The sequence below is a fragment of the Actinotignum sanguinis genome (assembly GCF_003957255.1).
In the GTDB taxonomy this organism is placed as follows: domain Bacteria; phylum Actinomycetota; class Actinomycetes; order Actinomycetales; family Actinomycetaceae; genus Actinotignum; species Actinotignum sanguinis.
Window position 1 is genome coordinate 102133 of the sequence record NZ_QDIE01000001.1, and the last position, 20413, is coordinate 122545.

Genomic DNA, 20413 nt, shown 5'->3' on the forward strand with positions numbered 1-20413 from the left:
CACAGCGGTGACTAGACTGGCACCATGAGTGTCTTTTCAAAAATTATTGCCGGCGAGATTCCGGGCCGTTTTGTTTGGGCCGACGACGTCTGCGTTGCTTTCGCAACTCTTGAGCCGCACGCCCGCGGCCATGTGCTAGTTGTTCCCCGCGCGGAAATTGACCGTTTCACCGATCTTGACGACGATACAGCCGCGCATCTCTTCATCGTGGCTAAGCGCATTGGAAAGGCCCAGATCGCGGCTTTCGGCGTGGAGCGGGCGATGCTCGTCATCGCCGGACTCGGGGTACCTCATACACACCTGCATGTTATTCCGGCTGATTCGGAAAACGTCACCAGTTTCGCATCGGCACGCAAGGATGTTCCCGGCGCCGAATTGGATGCGGCCATGGAGGAATTACGCGCGGCCCTGCGGCAGCAGGGCTGGGGTTCCTTCGTTCCGGCCCAGCTCGGTTCCCTCGCCTAAGCCAAGTTACCTAAGCCCACTGCGTTATGCCCGCTCTCCTAGGCCACGCGCGCAACGGTCTAGGCCAGCCCCACCAGTTCCTCAATGAAGTCGGCAGTATCGGTCCAGTCCCGCACCGCGTGGGTATCGATGCCAAGCCGGGTAACGGGGTAGTCGTTTCCGGCGGGGTCGAGGCGGTCCCCCACGAAGAGCATGTGGGCGATGGGGATACCGGTTTGCTTGGATAATTCCGCAATTCCGTAGGCTTTATCCACGCCCTTGCGGGTAATATCCACGGACGTTGAACCGCCCGAGCGCACCTCCAGGTGCGGCAGACGCGCTGCGACAGCTTCTCGCAGCGCGTTTTTCTTTTCCCCGCTCGGATCCCAGGCGCGTTTCGCTTCCAGCGGGGCGCTTTGCCCGAGCGCGGAGAAGGTCACCTGGGATCCGCGGTCTTCCAGGATCTCGCCCCAGGTGCTACTTTCCCACAGCCCGAGCCGCCGTGCTTCTTCTTCCAGGGCCAGAGCGGCATCCCGGCGTTCTTCCGCGGTGAGGTTACGAACGTACACATCGCGCCACGCTCCGTCCTCGTGAACGAGGTAGCGGGTTCCACAGGTGGGCATGAGGTGAAGACGCGCAAGTTCTGCGGGGGTGCCGTCTAGTCCTTCCAGGAGTTGGCTTTCGAACTGTCCGAATTGGCCGCCGGAAATCACGCACACCTCGTACGTATCGAGCAGTGCCCGCAGGGCCCGCGCCATGCGTTCCGGGAGCGCGGATTTGGAAGGTGCCAGGGTATCGTCCAAGTCAAAAGCAATAAGGCGGTAAGACGTCATAGCCACAGTATGGTGCACCGAGCACCCAAATGCGAAATAACTGGGCAACGCTACCTACCCGCAGAGCAGATGATCCCGTCCTTCGGGTCTACCCACACATTCTTACGACGACGCAGCGGGCTGATACATCGCGATGTATCAGCCCGCTGGTGGGTTTCGCCAGCTTGGGCTTCCGGATTTTTAGCTCCGGAGAGCCCGGCTGTGGTGTGCTGCGCCCCGACTACTGTTCGTCTTTGATGGCTGCTTCGCAGAGCAACCGGGCACCGCCAATAATAAGGACAGCAACCACGAGGCTGAGGAGGAAGCTGAGAACTCCGGCAAGCGCAACCATGGCAGGCGTGTATTCGCCAAAGACGCTAATCATCGCGAAAAGCGAGACGAGCACGTGGCAGCCGGCCACAATGAAGGCGAGAATCATGATGATCGGTGCGATGGAGCGCGCCACCCGGGTGGAGAAGTTCGTGGAGAACAGAGCCGCGAAGCCGGAGGGATTCTGCGGCTGCTGGGGCTGGGGCGGGTAGCCGTAGCCCGGGGCCGAGTACGCCGAATGCGCCCACTGGCCCTGCTGCGGGGCGGGAATATAGCCCTGGCCCTGCGCCTGATTCTGCTGGGTTTGCTGATTCTGCTGATCAAAACCCTGCTGGTAGGACTGCTGTTCCGGCTGGGCGCTCTGCTGACCATAACCGGGGTTATTATCAGGGAACTGGTTATTCTGTTCGCTCATGAGTATTCCTTCCGTAACGAGCGATGGCCACGACGGGATCATGACCCGGAGCACTTCACACTTAAAATACCAAGAAAGTGGAAGCGCGCGTACTCATTTCACTACCCGCCGGAGGCGGGTAGGTACCAACTAAGGGTAGCTATCCGAAGCGGCCACCGCGAATAGGCCAGATCCAGCACGGAACCTGGCGGCGGGCCGAGGGATAGGGCTACCTGGACATCTTCTGGCAGTATCTCATTCATACCTGAATGATGGCATGAGGTTACGACAGAAAAATCTTGAGGTAACCACCCCTGGGCCCGCCGCATTCCGGTTCAGCGTGGCACCACCATTATTGGTGATGCCACCGGCACGCTACGCTTCAGCTTTCTCGAGCTCTTGAGCATCCAGCTTCGGGGAGGCGCTCACGATTCCCTGGCGTGCCCGCCGTGAGAAGCGGTGGAAATCGCCCACGATGACATCGTGCCGCTTGGGGAAGAGGAAGTACTTCGAGACAAGGTTCGTGAAAGTCGCGAACATTTCCCGCCCGGATTGGAGCTGCTGGATATGCACGGCATTCCACATAAGCCAGGAGAACTTTCCGGTAATAGCCGGCAGATGCGGAATTTCGGTAACCGCGAAACCAACGCCCACGGTGGCCATGGTGCCCTTGTCGAAGTAGTTGAACGGCTCAGTCTCCTTGCCCGCCAGGTTATTGGAGATAACCTTGGCGATATGCCGCCCTCCCTGGATAGCCGGCTGGGCCAGCTGCGGTAGGCCGCGTTCGCCGCTCACAGCTACGTCGCCGGCAGCGAAAACGCCGTCGACCCCTTCCACCTGGAAGTGTTCGTTCACCTGGATACGCCCACGCGCCCCTTGCGGCACGTTCCATTCCTTGACTTCGGGCGGAACACCCACACCGGAAGACCAGACGATCAGCGAAGCATCAATCCACTGTTCCTCTTCCGTCTTGGTGTTCTTCACCAGGATGCGATTCTCTTCCACCGCGGAAACAGCCTGGTTGAGAAGCACCTTGACGCCGCGATCTTCAAGAGCGCGGTGGGCGGCGTTGCGGCTCTTCTCATCGAAAGGCCCGAGAACCGTGGGGGCCATATCCACGAGGATGATCTCGCACTGCTCGGTATCAATGCCGGGATACAGCGTTTCAAAATCAAAATTGCGTAGTTCGGCAATAGCGCCGGCGGTTTCCACTCCGGTGGGGCCCGCACCGCATACAACCACCCGGAAAGGCCCGGGATTGTCAACCGCATCCATGCCGTCCAGCAGCCCGTAGAGCCGGTCGCGGACCGCAAGCGCTTCATCGCGCGTGTACATCGGCAAGGTGTGTTCCGCGGCTCCCTGAATACCAAAGTATGCTGCGCTCACGCCGGTGGCGAGGACGAGATAGTCATAAGACATCGTGCGCTCATCATCGAGCTCGATGATCTTATTGGCAGTATCCACGTGCTGGAGTTCCCCGAGCACAAAACGCAGATTCTTTTGCTTGCTCCGTAGTGCACGCAGGTTGTAGGTAATATCCCCCGCGTTGAGCGCGCCCGCAGCCACTTGGAAAAGCAGCGGCTTGAACGTGGTGTACGGATTTTTATCAATGAGCGTTACCCGCACGGGTGCCTGGCGAAGGCCACGTGCCGCTTGGATACCGGCAAAGCCACCTCCGACGATGACCACATGCGGTAGCGCACTTCCTTTAATATTGTGACTCATACCCCATAACATAGTGGATATGTGAGCTACTTTCCAATACTTCGCGTGAGCGCAAAATAGTGACACTCGGCAAATATCACCGCAGCACCGCAGCAACCAGATCGGCAACAGGAGCCAGACCCGCCGGGAGGATCCACCGGGCGGCAGCCTTGGTCTCGGCACTGGCCTGCGGCATTGCGTAACTCAGCGCGATCTCCCGCATCCAGGGAATATCATTGGCGGAATCTCCCACCCCCAGCGTATGTTCCGCTTCGAGGCCGCGCGCCCGCAGCGCCAGCTCTATTCCTTCCCACTTGGTCACGCCCGGAGCAACCACATCAACAAAATGAGCATGCCCGCGCACCGCCCCGGGGAAAGCTGCCTGCCAGAGTTCTTGCAGCCGGTCCAGCTGGGTTTCAGTTCCGGAGAATGAGAGTTTCGTGATGGTATCAGCCGCAAGGGCGGCGACGTCGCCGCGGAGCGGTTCCCGCCCCGCGGAAGCGTTGCAAATAACGTCCTCAAACAAGGGCGCCCCAAAGCTTTGCACGACGATGCCTTCTTCGCCATTAACGACCATCCCGAGCCGGTGTTCCTCCGCGAATCGGACCGCACGCGCATAGGCCGCAGCGCCGAGCGGATGACGGCGCACTACCGTGTGCCCGTCCCAGACGATGGAACCGCCTTCGGCCACCACCCATCCGGGAACGCCCGCCTCCGCGAGGATATCGGCAGCCCCGGCAATGATTCGCCCGGTGGCCAGGGTAATGGGAATGCCGGCAGCGTGAAGCTGCTGGAGTGCCCGGATATTTTCCGGGAGCACCCGCGAACTGGCATCGGTGAGAGTGCCGTCGACGTCGAATAGCACGTTCGTGGGGCGAGTGAATTCGCGTTGCGCAAAGGTGATGTTCCCGCCGGAGCTCAGCACTCCCAACCGATGGCGTACTCGTGGCATCTAGGTGTCGCTTTCCTCTCGCTCTGGAACCCGAGATGGATATAAAACATGGCCGATACGCCTAAACTTAGAATCTGAGCTTTAGGAATTGACCGGGGTTTTATTGCATGATTGCCAAATATATCAACACCAGCAGTGTACTTGGTGGAGCTAAGGGGATTCGAACCCCTGACCTCTTCCATGCCATGGAAGCGCGCTACCAACTGCGCCATAGCCCCAAGCGACTTATAGAACTTTAGTCGGAGAAGAAACGCTTGGCAAATCAGAACTCGACTTTGTGTCGAGCATCGCATTCTTCCTGGTGGGAGCCTAGCCTTCCGGCCCTTCCACCTCAAAGTTCTTCACCGGATCGTGCTCGTCCGCGAGGAAACGATTGAAGCCGGTAAGGCGCCACTGCACATTCCCGTTCTTACGCCGCTGCAACATAGCCCAGTGGCAGTTATCCAGGCCGCCCAGGCCCTGCCAATCAGCCCCGCAGCCGAGAAGCACCCCGAGCCCGCAGGTAATCGCCGCGCCGTGCGCGGTCACAACCAGCAGGCCCCCGTCCATACCTTCGCTGGCCTCGGTAATGGCCGCGGCCACGCGCGCGCCAACATGTTCCTTCGTTTCTACCCCGACGCCCACGGGCTCCTCCCCCGCGCGCCACTGTGCAAATTCACGCGGATAGCGCTCCGCGATCTCAGTGCGGGTCAAGCCTTCGAACTGCCCGAAACAGCGTTCTTGTAAGCGCGCATCAGTTGCCACTTCACGGTCAACTAGACGGGCAGCCTCGAGTGCGGTGGCATAGGCCCGTTGCAGCGGGGATGCCACAAAATGCGCCGGTCCGGCAGCAGCGATGTGGGGGGCCACGTAGCGAGCCTGACCGAGCCCGACCGCATTGAGGGGAATATCCGTGGAACCCTGGATGCGCCAAGCCAGGTTGTAATCAGTTTGGCCGTGGCGCCAGAGCAAGATGCGATCTGCCGTCATGCATGCGCCTCAGCGGAACCGGCCGCCTCGGGGTCCCGTGATTCCGAGGCAACCTCCGGCGTTACAGGCGCCGGATCCCCGGCGATAACCGCCTCATCATCGAGCTGAAGATCCACATGCGGGCAATCAGCCCACAAGCGCGCGAGGGCGTAATCAGCGCGGTCCTCATCGCGTTGGATGTGCACAATGAGTTCCCCGTAATCGAGGAGCACCCACCGCGGGTCGAACGTGAGTCCCTCGCGGCGCAAACGCTGCCCGCCGGCCTCATCGAGTTTTTCCTCCACGCGATCCACGATAGCGCGCACTTTCGGTTCCGAATCACCGGAAATGATAAGGAAAACATCGGAAATGGCGAAACGCTCACCAACATCGAGAGCTTCAATCGATGTCGCTTTCACCTCCGCCGCTGCCGCGGCTCCAATACGGGCGAGCTCTATCGCGCGATCCGAAGCTGTCACAAGATCTCCTTGATGTCGGGGGTAATACCGGGGGTTACATATTCAAAAGACGCGGCCTGAGCGCCATGCTGCAAGAAGAAGAAGCCAATGACCAGGCCGAGCACGACGCTCACCGCAATGAGGAGAAGCATAGTCACCGTCCAACGGCGCGGCGAGGACTCATCTTCGAGTTCATCCTCGTCCACATACTCGTGCGCGAGCGGATCCGGGGTAAGCGGGTCCGAGGCATGCAGGTCCGGCTGCGCCGCGGAAACGGAAGCGGGCGACAACGCCGCTGCGGCGTCGTTCCCGGCCTCTTCTACTTCCGGCGCTGCATCACCCTGCGCACCGGAGGCACGCAAAGCATCGTTTTGGGTGCGGGCGAGCAAACGCTCCCGCAAGCTACCACCTTCGGAAAACTCGGGCGCGGCCTCGGCTTCCAGAGCAGGTTCGGGCGCGGCAGCTGGTGCGGAGGCCGTAAGCGGAGGCACGAGCGAGTGGTCATCTTCACCGATACGTGCTTGAGTATCGGCTTCGAAACGGTCGAAAACGGAGATACGCTCACCCGTCGGTGCCGGGGAAGGCGCCGGATCGGGACCAGAAACCGCACCGGCATCCGACACCGCTACGGAATCGGGCGCCGTTACCTCAGGCTGCGCGGTGGCTTCTACCTCCTCAGCGGCTTCGGCACGCTCGGCGAGAATAGCCCGCCGCCGCGTTGCTCGCACCACCGGAATATCCCGGGTGCGCCGCAATTCTTCCACCGGCGAAGCCTCGCCTTCTTCGAGAGGTTTCAAGAGTCCGCGCTCGCGCATCTCGCTGCGTGTGAGGCGCCGCCCGCCCTCGCTCATTTCTTCTCCTCTCGGTACGACCGTCCTTGATCAAGCTTACCCGGTGCCTCGCGCTGGGCATAAAGTTTGTATTTTCTAATGTGCTGCACCACGCCTTCGGGCACCAAATACCAAATGGGTGCGTGAGCTTGCACCCGTTCGCGCACATCCGTCGAGGAGATCGCCATGGCAGGAACCTCCACAATTTCCACGGCGTGTTTGGGCAGCGCGGAAACATCAATCGTGTGCCCGGGGCGCGTGACGCCGATAAAGCGCGCCATCCCCCACAGTTCCTCGGCGTTCTTCCAGCGCAAAATCTCCGGAATAACATCCGCTCCGGTAATGAAGTACAGATCCGCATCCGGGTAGACCTCACGCAAATCCCGCAGGGTATCCACGGTGTACGTCAGGCCGCGCCGTTCGATATCCACCCGCGATACCGTAAAGCGGGTATTCGACGCGGTGGCAATAACCGCCATGAGGTAGCGGTGTTCGGCCGGGCTTACGTGCTGGCCCTGTTTGAAAGCGGGGCGGCCGGTGGGCACGAAAACCACCTCGTCCAGCCCGAAACGATGCTGTACTTCCGAGGCGGCCACCAGGTGGCCGTGGTGAATCGGGTCGAAAGTTCCACCCATCACCCCGATCCGCCGACGGCGGTGCTTGCGTTCGTCGAAAGGAATTTGCACCGGTTCGTCTTTATCGGATTTATCGGACATGCCCCTCGCCCTCTGCAATCCACGTCGTCGTGGTCATTTCTTCCAGTCCCATAGGTCCGCGCGCATGCAGTTTTTGAGTGGAGATACCAATTTCCGCGCCGAGCCCAAATTCGCCGCCGTCCGTGAAACGCGTCGAAGCATTCACCATAATGGCGGCGCAATCCACCTCATCGATGAAACGATTAATGGCACGCTGATTTTCGGCCACGATAGCTTCGGTATGACCGCTTGAATAGCGGGCAATATGAGCGAGCGCCGCCTCGAGATCGGGAACAACCGCCACGGCCATCTCCGGGGCCAAATATTCAGTTTCCCAATCTTCTTGCGTCGCGAGCTGGGTGGGAACATCCCCGGCGAAACGCTGGGCCGCGGCATCGCAATGCAAGATCACACCGCGCTCATGCAGTTCACGCAAAATCCGAGGCATGAAGTCCAGTGCGATATCCGCGTGGACAAGAAGCGTTTCGGCCGCATTACACACGCTTGTCCGATGCGTTTTGGAATTAACGACGACGGCGCTAGCCCGCTCCATATCCGCGCTGGCATCCACGTACACGTGATTATTGCCCACCCCGGTTTCGATGGCGGGAACTAAGGATTCGCGCACGACCGTCTGGATCAGACCTGCGCCTCCGCGCGGAATAATAAGATCTACCAGGCCGCGCAATTTCATGAGTTCTACGGTGCCTTCGCGCCCGAAAGCATCGATGGTCTGCACGCAGTCGGCCGGGAAACCGGCCTCCGCTACAGCTTGCCGCATGAGCTCGACCAGCACCTCGTTGGTGCGTATAGCAGCGCTCCCCCCGCGCAGTATCACCGCGGAACCCGCTTTGAGGGCCAGGGTGGCCGCATCGACCGTTACATTGGGGCGGGCCTCATAAATCATGCCAATCACGCCCATGGGAACCCGCACCTGGCGCAAACGCATGCCGTGAGCCGAGCGCGAACCGCGGACCACTTCACCGACCGGGTCAGCCAAGCCCACCACGTGTTCTACCGCCTGGGCAATGCCCTCGATGCGTTCTTCGGTAAGGAGGAGGCGATCAATCATTCCCGGGGAAAGCCTGCCCTGTTCCCGGGCCACATCCTGCGCATTTGCCGCCACGATACGAGCGGTTTCCCTACGCAAAATTGCGGCGATACGGCAAAGAGCATCATTTTTCGACGTGGTCTGCGCACCGCGCAAAGAACGCGCAGCCTGGCGCGCGCGGCGGGCTACCTCGGCCACGCCCTCGGTTAACGTTGCGGTCATAGTCTCTACTTTAGGCCAGAAAGGCCCCCGTTACCGAATAGGAACACCGAAGAGGAACAGCGAGCGGGAATGAGGAGCACTCATATATATTCGGGAAATCTCATGGGAATAGCGCCGCCCGCCCCCGCGTTGCAGGTAGCGAGATTTCCAACAAATTTGAGGAGAACCATGGCAACCGTTACTGTCACCACTGAGAACTTCAACGAGACCGTACACGAAGGCATCGTGCTGCTGGACTTCTGGGCGAGCTGGTGCGGACCCTGCCGTGCATTCAGCCCGATTTACGAAAAGGCTTCCGAAAAGCACCCCGATATCACCTTCGGGAAGGTAAGCACCGAGGATAGCCCGGAGCTCGCGGCGCATTTCCAGATTCAGGCGATTCCGACCATTATGGCTTTCCGCGATGGTATCCGCGTCTTTGAGCAGGCCGGGGCGCTACCGGCCGGTCCGCTCGAGGATCTGATCGGCCAGGTCAAGGAGCTGGATATGGACGAGATTCGCGCCCGTCTTGCCGCTCACGAAGCTGAGGAATCCGCACAACAGGCTGAATAAGCTACCGATTTTTCCGCCAAGCACCGAGGGGCGAACTGGAATCGACCAGTTCGCCCCTCATTACTCCCAAGAAAAATTAGGAAATTTCAGCGCGTCCGAAAAGCACCGGAAGTACTCCGCGCACCAGCGAAGCTAAATCGGTGCGGATGGAGGTAGGCCGGTAGATGATGCCATCTGCCGCACCCATCCCCAGCCAGGACTCGGTGGTATCCGCAACATCGTAGACCGTTCCCACCACGTGAGCGCTGCGGGTGAAATCCGGACCGCCCAGGGCCTGCACCAGGAAGAGGCGTTCGCGAGCAGCGGTGCGGGTAGCCGAAATAATGACGGTCATGTCGAGGAGGACCTGCAGGTCGGTATCGTATTCTTCTGCCGCCGTACGCAAAGCGAAACGGGCTTCGCGGGCGCGGTGCGCATCGGGCGCGGAGAGGCGCATCATCGGGGAAATACCGCAGATTGCCCGCAGATTCAGATTCGGGACATCTTCAGCGCGCACGTGCGGCATGAGGCGTACCCCGGCCGCAATAGCATTTTCCACGTCGCCGCGCAGGGCCGCAAGGTCGGTAGCCGGGGTGATCGGAAGACTCACCAGAGCCGGGGTATCGCTGGTGTCCTGCTGGGTTCTGGCCACCGCTTCCCGTAAAGCCTGGGCTGTGGCGGGTACTTCTACCGCGATATCACCGCGGGCACGTGGACCTAGGCGGCTTGCCGTTTCCATCGCGGAGGCGACGCGGGCACCGGGAAGTACGAATTCCCCGGAAAACTGGACGAAATCAAGTCCGCCTTTCCAGGCCGCATCCGCGCAGGAGGCCAGGTGCGCAATGGAAGCCCCGTGGGCTGGGCGCGCAGCTGCGCCGTCGCCGCAAAGATTCTCCCCGCCGCCGAGCGCCGAGAGATCGACTCCTAAAAATGTTTCTCTTAAAACTTCCTCATTCGTGGTGGTGCACAGGGTGGTCAATTGGATGGTCATTAGTACTCACTATCGGGACGAAGACGGGCAGAGGGGGCACTGGCAGGCGCAAGGAGGCGCGCGCTCATAAAGTGGTGATGCCAGCGGCGCCAATGCGCCATGGTAATTCGATAGTCCGCGCACATGCTGGAGGTGAGGCCCTGGAGCGTGACAAACTGCGACATCGAATTCTCCGTTCTTCGTCGGCTCGGGTATTCCGAGCGATTGCGAGCGTGCTATATAAGCACTTGCGATAACGCTAGATCTTTATTGTCCAATAGGCAAGACAAACACGAGGGTTTTTTGCGCATGTCACTATTCATTTATCGTGATTACTATTCGATCAAGGTGGTGTAATGCTTCGCTAAACTCTCGAGTGGCAGCGCTACAACCTGGGCGAATAAAAATACCACCCTGCACAGCTAGTGCAAAATTATGCACGTTTCCCGTAGTTACAGGTCCGTAAAGTAAGACGTAACACAGATTTGTGCACACCGCAGCGCTCCTGTGCGGATGCCATTGAAGCACGCTCGACCGGCACACACCAAAGGCGGTGCACCCGCACCTGGGACAGGTGATGCCAACGGCGTGACCAGTTAGGAGCCCAAGAGCACGATGTCATTGGCGTGCACCACCGGCTTCTTGCCGCGCGCCCCGGTGCTTCCCACCAGCTCGATCAGTTCTTCCACGCTATAGGCACTCAGACCCCGGGCAATAACTTCTCCGTGCCCATCACAAAGTTCCACGATATCCCCGGCCGCAAAACGGCCCGAGACCCCGATGACTCCCACCGGGAGCAAAGATGCGTGATTGCTGGTGACCGCCGCAACGGCGCCGTCGTCCAATGTAACCCGCCCCCGGGCCCGCGCCGCGAATTCCATCCAGCGCCCCCGCGCGGACACATGACGCTTGCTCGGCACAAACCAGGTTCCCACATTCTCCCCGGCCACGGCCCGCTGCACATTATCAACGTGGGTGAGAATCACGCCAACGCCACCCGAGGTTGCCAATTCGGCCGCCGCCACTTTGGTGCGCATCCCCCCGGTTCCGACCACCGAACCCCGCCCGGTAATCCGCAGTCCGGCGAGGTCTTCCTCGCTAGTTACCTCCGCAATGCGGGTGGCGCCCGCCTCGCTGGGGGGCTTGGTATACAGGCCGTCCACATCCGTGAGCAAAATAAGAGTGCCGGCACCCACAAGGTGGGCGGTCAGCGCGGCCAGCCGGTCATTATCACCGAAGCGCAATTCGTCAGTGGCAACGGCGTCGTTCTCATTCACAATCGGAACCACCCGCAAACGCAAGAGCGTACGCATCGCCGTAAGCGCATTGGCGTAGTGGCGCCGGTTCGTGACATCAGAAGCGGTGAGGAGCACCTGGCCCACGCTAATGCCATGCGCTTCAAAGCGTTCCTCGTACGCAGCCATGAGGCGGGACTGACCCACCATAGCCGCGGCCTGCTTTTCCCGCAGGGAACGCGGACGGCCCAGCTTGAGCGGCCCGATACCGGCCGCCACCGCGCCGGAGGATACCAGCACCACATCGACCCCGCGGGCATGCACGTCCGCAATGGTGTTGACAAGAAGATCGAGGGTTTCCTGGTGCAGGGCACCGTCCGGCCCCGTCAAAGAGGAGGATCCCACTTTAATGACTATTCGACGGGAGTTCTCAAGGCAGTCACGCCGGGTCAGCGAGGTGGATGAGGTACCGGACACGAGTCACTCTTTCTTATCTGATGGTTCGGGACACCGCAGGATAGTTTAGTCCCCTTCCGGGGTCCCTGCCTGCGGATCCGTCCATATGCCGGCCTCCCGTTCGGAGCGCAATTCCTGCCGGGCTTTCTCTTTGGCATCCATGCGCTCGTAAAAATCGGCGCGCTTTTCGCGGCGGGTGGGGCGGGAGCGCTCGGCTTCCACCCGGATATCGCGCCCGCGCGGCCCGTAAATTTCAGCGACGGCGGCAACGGTTGGTTCCCAATCGAAAACGAAACCGGTCTGCGGCGGGCCGATGACCACCATATCGCCCGGCACCGCACCCAAACGAGCCAGCTCGTCCTCGATGCCCAGCCGGTGAAGCCGCTCCCCCAGGTACCCGACCGCCTCATCATTGGCGAAGTCCGTTTGCCCCACCCAGCGTTCGGGCTGGCGCCCGCGCACATTCCAGAACTCCTGCATGCCGTCGCGCCGCTTGACGATAGTGAAACGATCATCGCGTTCCCGCGTCAGATGCAGCACCGGGCGCACCGGTTCAGCAACCTCGCGATTCGCCTTTTCTTCGCGTACCACCCGGGCCAGGTAGAAGGAGAGCTCACGCAGCCCTTCGTGGCTGGCGGTGGAGACAGAAAAAACATCGAGGCCGCGGTCGCGCAACTCCGGGGTCACAAATTCGGCAAGTTCCCGCGCATCCGGGACATCAATTTTATTGAGAATCACCACGCGGGGGCGTTCGGTGAGAGGAAGCTGGCCTTCGGTGGGCGGGATATTGGCCGCGTAGCGGGCCAGTTCGTGTTCGAGGGTATCCAGGTCCGTGAGCGGATCCCGCCCCGGCTCCAGCGTGGCGCAGTCGATGACGTGCGCAATAACAGCGCAGCGCTCAATATGACGTAAAAATTCCAGCCCGAGCCCGCGCCCTTCCGAGGCCCCGGGAATGAGGCCGGGAACATCGGCAATGGTGTAGCGCTCCTCGCCAGCGGTCACCACGCCGAGGTTCGGAACAAGAGTGGTGAACGGATAATCGGCAATTTTCGGGCGCGCGGCAGACATAGCCGCGATGAGAGAGGATTTCCCGGCGGAAGGGAAGCCCACCAGTGCCACATCAGCCACCGATTTCAATTCGAGAACAACATCGAGTTCTTCGCCGGCTTCCCCGAGTAGAGCGAAACCGGGTGCCTTGCGGCGCGGAGAAGCGAGGGCCGCATTTCCGAGTCCGCCCACTCCCCCGCGTGCTACCTCGAAAGAATCCCCGGGGCTCACGAGATCCGCAAGCACGTCGCCCTCACTATTTTTCACGACCGTCCCCGCCGGAACCTTGAGCACCAGATCCGCGCCGTTCTTGCCCCGCTGGTTATCACCGGCTCCGGGCTGGCCGTTTTCCGCACTACGGTGCGGGGTGTGGTGGTAGTCCATGAGGGTAGATTCTTGGGAATCCACCTCAAAAATGATGGAACCCCCATGGCCGCCATTGGCGCCGTCGGGCCCCCCAAGAGGCTTGTACTTTTCCCGACGCACCGAAACGCATCCATTTCCACCGTTGCCGGCGCGCAAGTGCAAAGTCACCTTATCGACGAACGAGGCCACGTATGCCCTCCCCTTTTTCTGTAGTGCTGACGCGTCACCGCGGCTGCTTAACCGCCGCGAGTAGATGGACGTCTGCGTAGCCGGTACTCGCGCACCGAACCCGCGTTAACGAATGACGGGGTGGAGGTTCAATCCCCCACCCCTCATCATAGGTGCGTGCGGCGCTCGGGCCGCTCCGCCTTAAGCCTGGGTCACGACGTCGACAACCTTGCGGTCGCGACGGGTACCGAACTGGACCGTTCCGGCTGCGGTAGCGAACAGGGTATCATCCTTGCCGCGCCCGACGTTATTACCCGGATGAAACTTCGTGCCACGCTGGCGAACGAGAATTTCACCGGCGGATACTACCTGACCGCCGTACCGCTTCACCCCGAGGCGCTGGGCATTGGAGTCGCGCCCGTTGCGCGAGGAAGAGGCGCCCTTCTTATGTGCCATCTGTCTACCTTCTTACTATCTCAAAACTAGCTGCTGACGCGGCAGATCCTATTGGATGCCGGTGACCTTGAGGCGGGTCAGGGGCTGACGATGCCCCTGGCGCTTCCGGTAACCCGTCTTGTTCTTGAACTTGATGATGGAGATCTTCGGTCCCTTTTCATCGCGCACAATTTCCGCGGTAACCTTCGCCGAAATGCCATCGGCAGCCGTGGTGATCTTATCCCCGTCAACGAGCATGATGGGTTCGAGTTCGACGGTATCGCCGACTTCACCTTCCATCCTGTCAACAACCACGACGGTTCCGACAGAAACCTTTTCCTGACGGCCCCCGGCCTTGACGATCGCGTACACCACGTTTGCTCCTGTTGATTACGGCTACTTTTCGCGCTGGACAGCGCACTTAAACGACTGAGTGCCTAAGCACCGACCATCTACTTTACTGCGTCGACCCGCTTTCTTACAAGTGAGACAGCGCATGAGACCGGCCGTGTCGCTATGGGATGCGCCACGTACCTCCCGGTTGTAGCGCTGTGCCCGCTCCGAACTACCCTTGGAAATTGGCCGGGAAACTCAGAACCCCCGCCCCGTTTCCGGTGGAAATGGGACCCGATGAGACCACGGCGCGCCGCTTGGTGCCCCCGCGGGTTCCGTTAGCTGCCTCACGCGATCCGGTATGGATAGCGGACGACGGCGACACCGTCTTTGCGTGGGAACTAGCAGAAACGGCCGTGTGCGTCGGGCTCACCACGCCGGAGGAAACCACCATGCCAGTCTTCCGCGCGGTGCCTGTGCCCGCGGTGCTACTTCCGGTACGTACGGTGCCCGTGGCTGCGGCCGCGGCGCGTTCCTGCCCCGCGGTAGTGCCCTTCGTGTCCTTCGTTCCGGTGCCCGAAGTATCCGCGGCCGCCGGTGCGGTTCGCGAGCTACGCCGCCGCCGGGTAGCCGGCTTTTCCGACTTCTCCTGCTTATCAGCCTTCGCGGATTTCGCGGATTTCGCGGGCTTGTCCAGTTTTTCAGATTTCGCCGGTTTCGCAGTTTCCGCGGACTTCTCAACCGTTTCCGGCTTCGGAGCCTCTGAATCCTGGGGCTTATCTTTATCCTGGCCATCCTTCTGCTGGGAGTCGGCATGGCCCGCAGCGGCGATGGAATTCATCATTTGAACAGCCGCCTCGCGCTGCGGTGCCGAAGCCTCCCGCCGATTCTTACGCTTGCGGGGCGCGTGGGATTCTTCGTTTTCCTCTACCGGGTGGTCGTGAATGATGTAGCCGCGCCCTTCGCAGGCTTCACAGACGGTCGAGAAGGCCTCCACGAGTCCCTGCCCCACACGCTTACGGGTCATCTGCACCAGACCGAGGGAGGTTACTTCCGCCACCTGGTGGCGGGTGCGATCCCGCCCCAAGCACTCGATAAGCCGGCGCAGCACAAGGTCACGGTTGGATTCCAGGACCATATCGATAAAATCGATAACCACGATCCCGCCGATATCGCGCAGCCGCAATTGCCGCACGATTTCTTCGGCCGCTTCCAGATTATTACGGGTCACCGTTTCTTCGAGCGAGCCGCCCGATCCGGTGAATTTCCCGGTATTGACGTCCACCACCGTCATGGCTTCGGTACGGTCAATAACGAGAGTTCCCCCCGAGGGTAGCCACACCTTGCGATCGAAAGCCTTGGCGAGCTGTTCTTCCACGCGGTAGGCCTCGAAGATATCGCGCGAATCATCCCAGCGGCTCACCCGGTCCATGAGTTCGGGAGATAGTTCTTCCACGTAAGTGGAGATCGTCTCCCAGGCATCATCACCCTGCACGCGCAGAGAGTCGAAATCTTCGTTAAAGATATCGCGCACCACTCGTACAGCCAGTTCCGGTTCGCTCTTGAGGACCTGCGGTGCAGTTTTCGCGACCTTGGCCTTGCGCTGGATTTCCTTCCAGCTCTTGGTCAGGCGCTCCACGTCATTTTTAAGTTGCTCCGCGGTAGCACCTTCAGCTGCGGTGCGCACAATAACCCCATGATCTTCCGGCACAATTTCTTTGAGAAGCTTCTTGAGGCGCGAGCGTTCCGAATCGGGAAGCTTACGCGAAATGCCGGTCATATCCCCGCCGGGAACAAGGACCAGGTGGCGCCCGGCGAGGGTGACCTGGCTGGTGAGCCGCGCACCCTTATGGCCAATGGGATCCTTGGTGACCTGCACCAGCACCGTATCCCCGGACTTGAGCGCCTGCTCAATCCGGCGGTTCTTTCCCGTAACCCCGGCGGCCTTCCAATCCACTTCCCCGGCGTACAGGACCGCGTTGCGCCCCTTACCGATATCCACAAAAGCGGCTTCCATCGAGGGCAGCACATTTTGCACCCGCCCTAGGTACACATTGCCGACCATGGAAATCTGAGTATGGCGCGCCACGTAGTGTTCCACGAGCACATCATCTTCGAGCACCGCGATCTGGTTGAGACCGTCACGTTCGCGCACGATCATGTCGCGCTTCACCGACTCGCGCCGAGCCAGGTATTCCACTTCCGTAATGGAGCCGCGCCGGCGCGCCGATCCCTCGCGATTCTCGCGACGCCGAGCCCGCTTGGCAGCCAAGCGAGTGGAGCCCTTGGGCGCTGCCACTTCATCGTCGGACGAAAGGCTACGACGCCGCCTCCGGGTGGGCGCTACCGAAGTTTCATCCGTTCCCGCGTGGTCGCTTTCTTCAGAGGCGGCGTCGTCGTTCTGGGAACCTCGCGGCGCGCGAGCGGAAGAATCATGCTCGCCGCGTTCGCGCCGCCGGGTGCGCCGGGAGGAACTATCGCCAGAATCGGAATCTGCGCCGCTGGAGGAATCGTCATCAACGAGGTAGGTGACCCGGATAGCATTGGCGGCGTCGGGTTCCTGGAAGAGTGGAATATCCGTATTAATACGGAAGCGTGGAATTTCCACCGCCTCTTCTTCGGGTACCGGAATGAAAAATGGACTCGCCGCAGCCGCACTCACGGTGCCGTGCTCCGACGCGGTGGCTTCTTTCGCCATTCGTCTACACTTCCCGACAGGCGCGCACCCCGTATCCCGTGCGGACCTATCACCATTGCGGCCGACGCCGCGCAAGCATATTCACGTTCGAGGGCATATCCGGCGCTCATCATCTGCCGGCCAGGTTCTTCACAGCCTCGAACCACCGGGGCGATACGGTAGCGCCCGGTACACTGATACCGATTCTACATGAGGAGTACTGGACTGGCGCTGGGAGGTTCCCGAAATCTCCGCAACGCCTCCCACCTGCTAGGGCCTGCAATCACCACCACACAGACCCGTCCGGGACTTTCGTCCCTATTTTTTGAGAGGTGTCGCTAACCTGTGTGCCAGATGGCACATGAGCGCCGGGCCGGACAAAAGTCCCTCGTGTTCGATACCTCTTATTGCCGCGCGGGTGAGTAGGATCGAGGGTGAAAAATTTGATCGCGCTGCTACGGGACCACCGCGGCGATCCACGCGCGATCACACGTGTTACACATCGGAAAGGTGAAAAGGTGGATCCGATCACCCTTGCGCGATGGCAGTTCGGTATTACAACCGTCTACCACTGGCTTCAGGTGCCCCTGACCATTGGCCTGTCTGTCATCGTGGCGTATATGCAAACTAAGGCCCGCAAAACGGGCGATCCGAAGTGGCAGCGGATCACCGATTTCTTCGGCAAGATCCTGCTCATCAACTTCGCGCTCGGCGTTGCCACCGGTATCGTGCAGGAATTCCAGTTCGGCTTGAACTGGTCGGAGTACTCGCGTTTCGTCGGTGACATCTTCGGTGCCCCGCTCGCGTTCGAGGCCCTCCTGGCGTTCTTCCTGGAATCCACGTTCCTTGGATTGTGGATCTTCGGCAAGGGCCGTCTCTCCCCCAAGATGCACAACCTGACCATCTGGCTCTTCTCCATGGGTACCGTGATTTCCGCGGCGTGGATTTTGGCGGCCAACTCCTTCATGCAAGATCCGCACGGCGCGGTCTTCAACCCGGAAACCGGGCGCGCGGAGCTAGACGGTATGGCAGGATTCCTTGGCCTCTTCGCCAATACCACCTGGGTGCTCACCTTCCTCCACACCTTAGGCGCTGCGTTTACGCTGGCCGGCGTACTGGTGGCCGGCTTCGCTTTCTGGTGGATGGCACGCTCTATTCGCCTCTCCGGCAACGAAGTCGAAGCGCGCGAATACTGGAAACCCACCGCCAAGCTCGGCCTCAAGGTCACCCTGGTCGCCGCGATTATTGCCGCCCTGTCCGGTCACTACATGGGTCAGCACCTCGGCGTCATCCAGCCCCCCAAGGCCGCGGCCATGATGGGCGTGTGCCAGGGCGAAGAAAACGCCAAGCTTTCCCTTGTTATGTGGGGTAATAGCTGCGAGGATGCCACCTCGATCTACGTTCCGATTCCCGGCCTGGAATCCTTCATGATGACCAACCACTGGTCTGGTCCTGATTCGCGCCTGGAATCCATTAGCGAAGCCAATGAGCGCGTGCGTGACCGCATCCACCAGATGGAGAACGTCAACGCGGAGCTCGTGGAGAAGTTCGATACCGCTTTCGAAAACCAGCAGGTCACTCCGAACGTTCTGGCCTCCTACTACTCCTTCCGCGTCATGGTGGGAGTGGGGATGCTGGATCTCCTCATCGCGGTCCTCGGACTGTGGGTGCTGCGCGGGGATCGCATTATGCGCTCGGAACGCTGGGGCAAGTTCTGGCTGTGGATGATCCCGCTGCAATTCGTGGCGAATTCCGCGGGCTGGATCCTCACCGAAATCGGGCGCCAGCCGTGGATCGTTTACCCGACTCAAATTGATGGCGTCCTGCTCATGACGGACCTGGGTGTTTCCCATTCCGTCAACGGTGGCAGCGTCGCCTTCTCGCTGACCATCTTCACGGTGCTCTACTCGGCACTCGGCGTGGTGTGGATCTGGCTTCTGGGCCGCTACCTGCGCGAGGGTATCAATACCCATAAGAAGGTCGTCGAATACGATGCGAAATCTACCCCGAATTTCGTTTACTAGGAGGACCTCATGGAACAAACATTTTTGATGACTCTGTGGTTCATCCTCGTAGCGGTCCTGTGGATTGGTTTCCTGGCCCTGGAGGGCTTCGGCTACGGCGTTGGGATGTTCCTCAAAACCTTTGCGCGTAACGAACGCGAACGTCGCGCCATGATCAATTCGATCGGCCCCCACTGGTACGGCAACGAAGTGTGGCTGCTCACCGCGGGTGGTGCTACTTTCGCGGCGTTCCCAGAATGGTACGCCACCATGTTCTCGGGCATGTACATCGCCCTCGTCCTCGTGCTCGTCTGCCTTATTATCCGCATCTGCGCCCTCGAATGGCGCAAGATGATCCGCACCGAGCGCTGGCGTAATACCTGGGACACCCTGCACTGCATCGTGTCGTGGATCGTATCGATCCTCTTCGGGGTGGCTTTCGCCAACCTCGTGGCCGGGATGAAAATCGAAGTGGGCAACTACTCCTCCGGTGAGTTCGTGGCCGTGGCGCCCGATGCGGTGACGTGGGAAGCCCTCGCGGATAACCACCATTACCTGACCGGCGGGTTCTTCTCGCTGCTCACGCCTTTCACCGTCCTGGGCGGGTTGGTCACCCTCTCGCTCTTCTTCAGCCACGGCGCGCTGTGGCTCTCGATTAAGACGGCCGGTGAACTCCAGCTGCGTTCCATTAACTTGGCGAAGCGCACCACCGTGATCTCCACCGCGATTACCGCGGTTTGGGCTCTGTGGGCCTACTTCGTGTACAGCTCGCAAGTCCTGGCGATTATCCCGCTGGCTATCTGCGCGGTGCTCCTTATCGCCACCGTGGCAGCCACGTGGGCTAACCGGGAGATTCTCGCCTTCGGGCTGCACTTCGCGGCCATTGCCGCGGCGGTGTCCACCATCTTTGCGATGATGGTTCCCTATGTCATGAAATCGTCGATCAACGAGGCTTACTCCCTCACGATCGCGCAGGCCTCGGCTACCGCGCCAACGCAAACCATCATGACCATCGCGGCACTTATTTTCGTTCCGATCGTCCTCGGTTACACGGTGTGGGCATACTCCGTGTTCCGCAAGCGCATTGACGCCGGGCAAATTCCCGAGGAACCCGTGGGATTGGAACCGAAGAAGATCCGCGAGTTCGAGATTCGCTAAGTAGCACGTGAGATCAGGAGGCCGCGCGCACGCACCGTGCGCGCGGCCTCCCTCATACGGCAGCCTCCCATCCGCGCTCTCGGATCCTGGGGCCCTGAAGTATTACGTGACTCCACTACGGGGTGGTGGTACGCGGTTAAACGCGGTGCTCCCGTGTCATACTCAGGGACGGGCTACCATGACAGCAATGTGCA

At 60.5% G+C, this 20413-nt stretch carries 19 protein-coding genes and 1 tRNA gene; 4 read left to right on the top strand and 16 right to left on the bottom strand.

Annotation, left to right across the window (positions count from 1 at the left end; translation table 11 throughout):
* Positions 1-24 precede the first annotated feature (24 nt).
* Positions 25-465, top strand: a complete 441-nt coding sequence (locus DDD64_RS00435; protein ID WP_126134530.1) for an HIT family protein — start codon at positions 25-27, stop codon at positions 463-465.
* Between the two features lie 59 nt (positions 466-524).
* Here the strand turns inward: DDD64_RS00435 and DDD64_RS00440 are convergent, their stop codons facing one another.
* The 10 genes from DDD64_RS00440 to DDD64_RS00485 all read right to left on the bottom strand — a co-directional run bounded on the left by DDD64_RS00440 (position 525) and on the right by DDD64_RS00485 (position 8840).
* Positions 525-1277 carry an HAD-IIB family hydrolase gene (locus DDD64_RS00440; RefSeq protein WP_126134531.1) on the bottom strand — a complete coding sequence of 251 codons (753 nt, stop codon included), beginning with the start codon at positions 1275-1277 and terminating at the stop codon, positions 525-527.
* Positions 1278-1497: 220 nt separating this feature from the next.
* Positions 1498-2001 carry a DUF4282 domain-containing protein gene (locus DDD64_RS00445; RefSeq protein WP_126134532.1) on the bottom strand — a complete coding sequence of 168 codons (504 nt, stop codon included), beginning with the start codon at positions 1999-2001 and terminating at the stop codon, positions 1498-1500.
* Positions 2002-2355: 354 nt separating this feature from the next.
* Complete coding sequence (locus DDD64_RS00450; RefSeq protein WP_241227314.1) at positions 2356-3705, bottom strand: NAD(P)/FAD-dependent oxidoreductase; 1350 nt, start codon at positions 3703-3705, stop codon at positions 2356-2358.
* Between the two features lie 76 nt (positions 3706-3781).
* Positions 3782-4636, bottom strand: a complete 855-nt coding sequence (locus DDD64_RS00455) for an HAD family hydrolase (RefSeq protein ID WP_126134534.1) — start codon at positions 4634-4636, stop codon at positions 3782-3784.
* A gap of 142 nt (positions 4637-4778) precedes the next feature.
* A tRNA-Ala gene (locus tag DDD64_RS00460) sits at positions 4779-4854 on the bottom strand.
* Between the two features lie 91 nt (positions 4855-4945).
* Entirely contained in the window at positions 4946-5605 is a 660-nt protein-coding gene (locus DDD64_RS00465) for a histidine phosphatase family protein (RefSeq protein WP_016442891.1), read from the bottom strand.
* On the bottom strand, positions 5602-6063 hold the full coding sequence (gene rsfS, locus DDD64_RS00470; protein ID WP_126134535.1) for a ribosome silencing factor: 462 nt from the start codon (positions 6061-6063) through the stop codon (positions 5602-5604). Before rsfS ends, DDD64_RS00465 begins: the two co-directional genes overlap by 4 nt.
* Positions 6060-6893 carry a hypothetical protein gene (locus DDD64_RS00475; RefSeq protein ID WP_126134536.1) on the bottom strand — a complete coding sequence of 278 codons (834 nt, stop codon included), beginning with the start codon at positions 6891-6893 and terminating at the stop codon, positions 6060-6062. Before DDD64_RS00475 ends, rsfS begins: the two co-directional genes overlap by 4 nt.
* The gene (gene nadD, locus DDD64_RS00480) at positions 6890-7588 is read right to left on the bottom strand and encodes a nicotinate-nucleotide adenylyltransferase (RefSeq protein ID WP_016442894.1); all 699 of its coding nucleotides are present in this window, start codon (positions 7586-7588) and stop codon (positions 6890-6892) included. The genes DDD64_RS00475 and nadD overlap by 4 nt, the downstream gene beginning before the upstream one ends.
* Entirely contained in the window at positions 7578-8840 is a 1263-nt protein-coding gene (locus DDD64_RS00485; RefSeq protein WP_126134537.1) for a glutamate-5-semialdehyde dehydrogenase, read from the bottom strand. Before DDD64_RS00485 ends, nadD begins: the two co-directional genes overlap by 11 nt.
* Positions 8841-9008: 168 nt before the next feature.
* Between DDD64_RS00485 and trxA the strand changes: the two genes are divergently transcribed.
* Positions 9009-9392 (top strand): thioredoxin, encoded by a 384-nt coding sequence (trxA, locus tag DDD64_RS00490; protein WP_016442896.1) that lies wholly within the window; start codon positions 9009-9011, stop codon positions 9390-9392.
* A 76-nt stretch (positions 9393-9468) separates the two neighbouring features.
* Here trxA and DDD64_RS00495 read toward each other — a convergent pair whose 3' ends face one another.
* The 6 genes from DDD64_RS00495 to DDD64_RS00520 all read right to left on the bottom strand — a co-directional run bounded on the left by DDD64_RS00495 (position 9469) and on the right by DDD64_RS00520 (position 17079).
* Positions 9469-10362 carry a hypothetical protein gene (locus DDD64_RS00495; RefSeq protein ID WP_126134538.1) on the bottom strand — a complete coding sequence of 298 codons (894 nt, stop codon included), beginning with the start codon at positions 10360-10362 and terminating at the stop codon, positions 9469-9471.
* Positions 10363-10937: 575 nt separating this feature from the next.
* Entirely contained in the window at positions 10938-12053 is a 1116-nt protein-coding gene (gene proB / locus DDD64_RS00500) for a glutamate 5-kinase (protein WP_126134539.1), read from the bottom strand.
* Positions 12054-12098: 45 nt separating this feature from the next.
* Positions 12099-13634, bottom strand: a complete 1536-nt coding sequence (obgE, locus tag DDD64_RS00505) for a GTPase ObgE (RefSeq protein ID WP_126134540.1) — start codon at positions 13632-13634, stop codon at positions 12099-12101.
* 180 nt (positions 13635-13814) lie between these two features.
* Complete coding sequence (gene rpmA / locus DDD64_RS00510) at positions 13815-14069, bottom strand: 50S ribosomal protein L27 (protein ID WP_016442901.1); 255 nt, start codon at positions 14067-14069, stop codon at positions 13815-13817.
* A 48-nt stretch (positions 14070-14117) separates the two neighbouring features.
* On the bottom strand, positions 14118-14423 hold the full coding sequence (rplU, locus tag DDD64_RS00515) for a 50S ribosomal protein L21 (RefSeq protein WP_016442902.1): 306 nt from the start codon (positions 14421-14423) through the stop codon (positions 14118-14120).
* Positions 14424-14613: 190 nt separating this feature from the next.
* Positions 14614-17079 carry an Rne/Rng family ribonuclease gene (locus tag DDD64_RS00520; RefSeq protein WP_126134541.1) on the bottom strand — a complete coding sequence of 822 codons (2466 nt, stop codon included), beginning with the start codon at positions 17077-17079 and terminating at the stop codon, positions 14614-14616.
* 497 nt (positions 17080-17576) lie between these two features.
* Between DDD64_RS00520 and DDD64_RS00525 the strand changes: the two genes are divergently transcribed.
* Together DDD64_RS00525 and cydB are read left to right on the top strand one after the other, a co-directional pair.
* A complete protein-coding gene (locus DDD64_RS00525) occupies positions 17577-19082 on the top strand; it encodes a cytochrome ubiquinol oxidase subunit I (RefSeq protein WP_039899041.1) in 1506 nt (501 codons plus the stop codon).
* Positions 19083-19091: 9 nt separating this feature from the next.
* Positions 19092-20219, top strand: a complete 1128-nt coding sequence (gene cydB, locus DDD64_RS00530; protein ID WP_126134542.1) for a cytochrome d ubiquinol oxidase subunit II — start codon at positions 19092-19094, stop codon at positions 20217-20219.
* The last annotated feature ends 194 nt before the right edge of the window (positions 20220-20413 follow it).